This window comes from Streptomyces milbemycinicus (assembly GCF_002154605.1).
In the GTDB taxonomy this organism is placed as follows: Bacteria; Actinomycetota; Actinomycetes; order Streptomycetales; family Streptomycetaceae; genus Streptomyces; species Streptomyces milbemycinicus.
This window is the reverse complement of sequence record NZ_MUNE01000467.1, coordinates 1-6,786: the sequence shown is the minus strand read 5'-3', so window position 1 is coordinate 6,786 and position 6,786 is coordinate 1. Positions and strand designations below refer to the sequence as shown.

4 protein-coding genes and 1 riboswitch are annotated in these 6,786 nt (G+C 71.4%); of the genes, 3 read left to right on the top strand and 1 reads right to left on the bottom strand.

Annotated features, from left to right (window positions below):
• Nucleotides 1-41: 41 nt before the first annotated feature.
• On the bottom strand, nucleotides 42-2,495 hold the full coding sequence (locus tag CCN51_RS33665; protein ID WP_014175884.1) for a DNA gyrase/topoisomerase IV subunit A: 2,454 nt from the start codon (nucleotides 2,493-2,495) through the stop codon (nucleotides 42-44).
• 213 nt (nucleotides 2,496-2,708) lie between these two features.
• On the opposite strand from CCN51_RS33665, the gene CCN51_RS33660 reads away from it, so the two are divergent.
• The 3 genes from CCN51_RS33660 to CCN51_RS33650 all read left to right on the top strand — a co-directional run.
• On the top strand, nucleotides 2,709-4,097 hold the full coding sequence (locus CCN51_RS33660; RefSeq protein WP_078610408.1) for a M16 family metallopeptidase: 1,389 nt from the start codon (nucleotides 2,709-2,711) through the stop codon (nucleotides 4,095-4,097).
• Entirely contained in the window at nucleotides 4,094-5,497 is a 1,404-nt protein-coding gene (locus CCN51_RS33655) for a M16 family metallopeptidase (RefSeq protein ID WP_014175882.1), read from the top strand. The genes CCN51_RS33660 and CCN51_RS33655 overlap by 4 nt, the downstream gene beginning before the upstream one ends.
• A gap of 286 nt (nucleotides 5,498-5,783) precedes the next feature.
• Nucleotides 5,784-5,980: riboswitch (cyclic di-AMP (ydaO/yuaA leader) on the top strand.
• A 12-nt stretch (nucleotides 5,981-5,992) separates the two neighbouring features.
• On the top strand, nucleotides 5,993-6,786 hold a 794-nt coding region (locus CCN51_RS33650), incomplete at its 3' end, for a M23 family metallopeptidase (RefSeq protein ID WP_086860459.1).

Genomic DNA, 6,786 nt, shown 5'->3' with positions numbered 1-6,786 from the left:
CGGCCCGGCCGCTTCGGCCGCTGCACTGGGGGCCGGGCCCGCTACACCGGCCCGGCGACCACGGCCACCGGCTTGGCGAGCGCCTCCCCCGAGCCGTCGCGGCGCGGGTCGGGCTCCGGCAGCGGCACAGGGGTGCCGGTCGAGGTGGCCGCGCGGGCCGGTGTCGCGCCCGCCCAGGCCAGGACCAGGCAGTCCTCGCCCTTCAGGAACCGCTGGCAGCGCACCCCGCCGGTGGCCCGGCCCTTGCGCGGGTACTGGTCGAACGGAGTGAGCTTGGCCGACTGCTGCACCGAGTCGTCGAGGGTGCCGTGCGAGCCGGCGATCGTGAACACCACCGCGTCGACCGCCGGGTCGACGGCCGTGAACGAGATCACCTTCGCTCCCGCGCCCAGCTTGATACCGGCCATGCCACCCGCCGGGCGGCCCTGTGGTCGTACCTGGCTCGCCGGATAGCGCAGCAACTGCGCGTCGTCGGTGATGAAGACCAGGTCCTCCTCGCCCGTACGCAGCTCCACCGCGCCGACGATCCGGTCGCCCTCCTTGAGGCCGATGACCTCCAACTCGTCCTTGTTGGCGGGATAGTCGGGGACCACGCGCTTGACGACGCCCTGCTCCGTGCCGATCGCGAGCCCTGGTGAGGACTCGTCGAGCGTGGTGAGGCAGATCAGCTCCTCGCCGTCCTCCAGCGACAGGAACTCCGCGATCGGAGCCCCGCCCGCCAGGTTCGGCGCCCAAGCCGTCTCCGGGAGTATCGGCAGATCGACCACGGCGAGCCGCAGCAGCCGCCCGGTCGAGGTCACCGCCCCCAGGTCCCCGCGGGCCGTGGCCGGGACCGCCGAGACGATCACATCGTGCTTGGCGCGCTTGGCCTGCTCCTCGCCCGGGAACGGCTCACCGTTGGCCGTGCGGGCCAGCAGGCCGGTGGAGGACAGCAGCACCCGGCACGGGTCGTCGGCGACCTCCAGCGGCACCGCGGTCACCGGGGCGTCCGCCGACTCCAGCAGCACCGTGCGCCGCTCCGTGCCGAACTTCTTGGCCACCTGGGCCAGTTCCGCCGACACCAGCTTGCGCAGCTCGGCGTCCGAATCCAGGATCCGGGTCAGCTCCTCGATCTCCGCCTTGAGGCGGTCGCGCTCCGACTCCAGCTCGATCCGGTCGAACTTGGTCAGCCGGCGCAGCGGGGTGTCCAGGATGTACTGCGTCTGGACATCGGAGAGCTCGAAGCGGGCGATCAGGGACTGCTTCGCCTCCGCCGCGTTCTCGCTGGAGCGGATGACGCGGATGACCTCGTCGATGTCGAGGAGGGCGACCAGCAGACCCTCGACCAGGTGCAGCCGGTCCCGCCGCTTGGTGCGCCGGAACTCGCTGCGCCGCCGCACCACATCGAAGCGGTGGTCGAGATAGACCTCCAGCAGCTCCTTGAGCCCGAGTGTGAGCGGCTGGCCGTCGACCAGCGCGACATTGTTGATGCCGAAGGACTCCTCCATCGGCGTCAGCTTGTAGAGCTGCTCCAGCACGGCCTCCGGGTTGAAGCCGTTCTTGATCTCGATGACCAGGCGCAGGCCGTGCTGGCGGTCGGTGAGGTCCTTGACGTCCGAGATGCCCTGCAGCTTCTTCGAGCCGACCAGGTCCTTGATCTTCGAGATGACCTTCTCGGGGCCGACCGTGAACGGCAGTTCGGTGACGACCAGGCCCTTGCGGCGCTGCGTCACGTCCTCCACCGAGACCGTGGCGCGGATCTTGAAGGTGCCGCGCCCCTTCTCGTACGCGTCCCGGACGCCGCCCAGGCCCACGATCCGGCCGCCGGTCGGCAGGTCGGGGCCCGGCACGAACCGCATCAGAGCGTCCAGGTCCGCGCCCGGGTGCCTGATCAGATGGCGGGCGGCGGCGATCACCTCGCCCAGGTTGTGCGGGGCCATGTTGGTCGCCATGCCGACCGCGATCCCGGACGCCCCGTTGACCAGCAGGTTGGGATAGGCGGCGGGCAGCGCCAGCGGCTCCTGCTCGCTGCCGTCGTAGTTCGGCGCGAAGTCGACGGTGTCCTCGTCGATCGACTCGGTCATCAGCGAGGTCGCCGAGGCCATCCGGCACTCGGTGTATCGCATCGCCGCGGGCGGGTCGTCATTGCCCAGGGAGCCGAAGTTGCCGTGGCCGTCGACCAGCGGCACCCGCATCGAGAAGGGCTGGGCCATACGCACCAGCGCGTCATAGATCGACGCGTCGCCATGGGGGTGCAGCTTGCCCATGACCTCGCCGACGACCCGGGCGCACTTGACGAAGCCGCGCTCGGGCCGCAGGCCCATCTCGTTCATCTGGTAGAGGATGCGCCGGTGCACCGGCTTGAGCCCGTCCCGGGCGTCGGGCAGGGCGCGCGAGTAGATGACTGAGTACGCGTACTCGAGGAAGGAGCCCTGCATCTCGTCGACGACGTCGATGTCGAGAATGCGCTCCTCGAAATCGTCCGGCGGAGGGGTTTTTGTGCTGCGGCGGGCCATCGCGCTTGCGGCTCCTTCAACTGCCGAGGCGGGATCTGACGCCGACCATTGTGGACCGGACCACCGACAAGTGTGGAACGGGCTACCGACAACGCCCCCTCCGCGAGATTCCCCGGCGGGAACTTCGCCAGATGTCGGTGCGCTTGCATACAGTGACAGGACCGCACTTCAAGCGGCTCGCACGCGCTCCATCACGCGATCGAAGGGACGTACATGCCCATGGGTCACACGGCCACGGAACAAGCCGGCTCCGGCGGCCTGACAGCGACCGAGCACCGGCTGGCCAACGGCCTGCGGGTGGTGCTCTCCGAAGACCACCTGACCCCGGTCGCGGCGGTCTGCCTGTGGTACGACGTCGGCTCGCGCCACGAAGTCAAGGGGCGTACGGGTCTGGCTCACCTTTTCGAGCACTTGATGTTCCAGGGCTCGGCGCAGGTCACGGGGAACGGCCACTTCGAGCTGGTGCAGGGCGCCGGCGGCTCGCTCAACGGGACGACCAGCTTCGAGCGGACCAACTACTTCGAGACGATGCCGACCCACCAGGTGGAGCTGGCGCTGTGGCTCGAGGCGGACCGCATGGGGTCGCTGCTGACCGCGCTGGACGAGGAGAGCCTGGAGAACCAGCGCGACGTCGTCAAGAACGAGCGCCGCCAGCGCTATGACAACGTGCCGTACGGCACGGCCTTCGAGCGCCTGGTCGCCATGGCCTACCCCGAGGGCCACCCGTACCACCACACCCCGATCGGCTCGATGGCCGACCTGGACGCGGCCTCCCTGGAGGACGCCCGCGAGTTCTTCCGCACGTACTACGCGCCGAACAACGCGGTGCTGGCGATCGTGGGCGACATCGACCCCGAGCAGACCCTGGCCTGGATCGAGAAGTACTTCGGCACCATCCCCTCCCACGACGGCAAGCGCCCGCCCCGCGACGGCACCCTGCCGGACGTGATCGGCGGACAGCTGCGCGAGGTCGTCGAGGAAGAGGTCCCGGCCCGCGCCCTGATGGCGGCCTACCGGCTGCCGCACGACGGCACCCGCGAGGCCGACGCCGCCGACCTGGCGCTGACCGTCCTGGGCGGCGGGGAGTCCTCCCGCCTGCACAACCGCCTGGTGCGGCGGGACCGTACGGCGGTGGCCGCGGGCTTCGGCCTGCTGCGACTGTCGGGCGCCCCCTCGCTCGGCTGGCTTGACGTGAAGACCTCCGGCGGCGTGGAGGTCCCCGACATCGAGGCCGCCGTCGACGAGGAGCTGGCCCGGTTCGCCGAGGAGGGGCCGACCCCGGAGGAGATGGAGCGCGCCCAGGCCCAGCTGGAGCGCGAGTGGCTGGACCGGCTGGCCACCGTCGGCGGCCGCGCCGACGAGCTGTGCCGTTACGCGGTGCTGTTCGGCGACCCGCAGCTGGCGCTGACCGCCGTGGAGCGCGTCCTTCAGGTGACGGCCGAGGAGGTGCGGGCCGTGGCCCAGGCCAGGCTGCGCCCCGACAACCGCGCGGTGCTGGTCTACGAGCCGGTCCAGGGCGCCGAGCAGGCCGACGCCGAGGCCGACGGCGACCACGACGCAGCAGCCGACGACAACGACGCAGAAGGGGAGTCGGCCCAGTGAGCGACGCCGCCACCACCATGACCTTCCACCCGCAGCCGCAGGCGGGTGCCGCCAGGCCGTGGGCCTTCCCGGCCCCCGAGCGCACCGAGCTGTCCAACGGGCTGACCGTGCTGCGCTGCCACCGCCCCGGCCAGCAGGTCGTCGCCGTGGAGATCAACCTCGCCGCCCCGCTGGACGCCGAGCCGGCCGGGCTCGACGGCATCGCCACGATCATGGCCCGCGCCCTGTCCGAGGGCACCGACAAGCACACCGCCGAGGAGTTCGCCGCCGAGCTGGAGCGCTGCGGCGCCACCCTGGACGCCCACGCCGACCACCCCGCCGTCCGGGTGTCCCTGGAGGTCCCCGTCTCCCGGCTGCCCAAGGCGCTCGGCCTGCTGGCCGACGCGCTGCGCGCGCCCGCCTTCCCCGAGGGCGAGGTCGAGCGGCTGGTCCGCAACCGCCTGGACGAGATCCCGCACGAGCTGGCCAACCCGGCCCGGCGTGCCTCGATGGCGCTGTCCAAGGAGCTGTTCCCGGCCGAGTCCCGGATGTCCCGGCCGCGCCAGGGCACCCAGGAGACCGTCGAGGGCATCGACGCCGCGGCCGTGCGGGCCTTCTACGAGACGCATGTCCGCCCGTCCACCTCGACCGCCGTGGTCGTCGGCGACCTGACCGGCGTCGACCTGGACAAGGCCTTGGCCGAAACCCTCGGCGCCTGGACGGGCGGCGCCGCCGAGCGCCGCCCCATGCCGCCGATCACCGCCGACGACACCGGCCGCGTGATCATCGTCGACCGGCCGGGGGCGGTGCAGACCCAGTTGCTCATCGCGCGGATCGGCGCCGACCGCCACGACCGGGTCTGGCCCGCCCAGGTGCTGGGCACCTACTGCCTGGGCGGCACCCTCACCTCCCGGCTCGACCGGGTGCTGCGCGAGGAGAAGGGCTACACGTACGGCGTGCGCGCCTTCGGTCAGGTGCTCCGCTCCGCGGCCCCTGACGCCTCCGGAGGGGCCACGGGCGCCGCGTTGCTGGCCATCAGCGGCTCGGTGGCCACCGAGGTCACCGGCCCCGCCCTGGAGGACCTGTGGAAGGTGCTGGGCACGCTGAAGGAGGAGGGCCTGACCGACGCCGAGCGCGATGTCGCCGTGCAGAACCTGGTCGGGGTCGCCCCGCTGAAGTACGAGACGGCGGCCGCCGTCGCGGGCACGCTCGCCGACCAGGTCGAGCAGCATCTGCCGGACGACTTCCAGGCGCAGTTGTACGCGCGCCTCGCGGAGACCGGCACGGTGGAGGCGACCGCCGCGGTGGTGAGCGCCTTCCCGACCGACCGGCTGGTCACGGTGCTCGTCGGTGACGCCTCACAGATCGAGGAGCCGGTCAAGGCGCTCGGCATCGGCGAGGTGCGCGTCATCCAGGGCTGACGGGCCAACAGACCGACAAACTGACGGATCGGCAGACCGACAGGCCGACCCGGCCAGGGAGCAACGGGCCGTCGCGACAAGGACCCTGGCGCCGCTTCAGGCGCCAGGGTCTCTTTTTGTCGGTCGTTTCGTCGGTCGTTTCGTCCGCTTTATGGCAGAGATTGACCCTCTGGGTGATCGTGTCTGTGGGGAAACCAACAAAAAAGCGGAACCGTTTGGTGAACGAATGGGATCACGCTTAGCGTCAGTTCGGTTGTCCGCCCGAGACACGCCGCACCCGCGGCACGGGCAACCATCGCCGAGTCCCCGTACGGCGCAAGCCAGGGGAGCCGGGGAACCAACCTCGCCCGTCGCCGCCCGCGGCGCCGGACGGGTGATCCCCAGGGGTGAATCGGACGCCTTCCCGCCAGGGGGAGGGGCCCGTAGGAGACCTTCCTGCTCCGAACCCGTCAGCTAACCCGGTAGGCGAGAGGAAGGAAAGGAGTGCGCCGGACCATGGCGTTCACCCGTACCGCCGGGAAGCACCGCCGCCCCACCCGGGCCCCCCGCACCGCACGTTCCAACACCAACCTTGCGGGCATAGCCACGCTGGCCGCCTCCGGCGTGGTCGCCGGCTTCGCCGCCCCCGCCCTCGCGGCGACGGACGACCCGCGCGGCTTCGAGGACACCGGGCTGCGCCAGGCGGTCGCCATGGACGACCAGCTCGCCGGCCAGGTCGAGGCCCAGGCGGAGAGCCAGCAGAGCGCCGCCGAGGAGGCCGCCGCCAAGGCGCAGGCCGAGGCCCAGGCCCGCAAGGAGGCCGCGCGTCAGGCGGCCGAGACGAAGCGAAAGGCCGAGGCGGCCGCGAAGAAGGCCAAGCAGGAACGCGAGGCCAAGGAGCGCGCGGCGCGCGAGGCTGAGCGCAAGCGGTTGAACACGTTCGTGTCGCCGATCACCGGCTCGTACCTCTCCACCGGCTACCAGGCGTCCAGCGGCCTGTGGTCGTCCGGCAGCCACACCGGGGTGGACTTCCACGCCTCGTCCGGCACCTCGGTGCACTCCGTCGGCTCCGGCACCGTCGTCGAGGCCGGCTGGGGCGGTGCGTACGGCAACAACATCGTGATCAAGATGAACGACGGCACCTACACCCAGTACGGCCACCTGTCGTCCATCGGCGTCTCCGTCGGCCAGACGGTCACCCCCGGCCAGCAGATCGGCCTGTCCGGCGCCACGGGCAACGTCACCGGCCCGCATTTGCACTTCGAGGCCCGCACCAGCCCCGACTATGGCTCGGACATCGACCCCGTCGC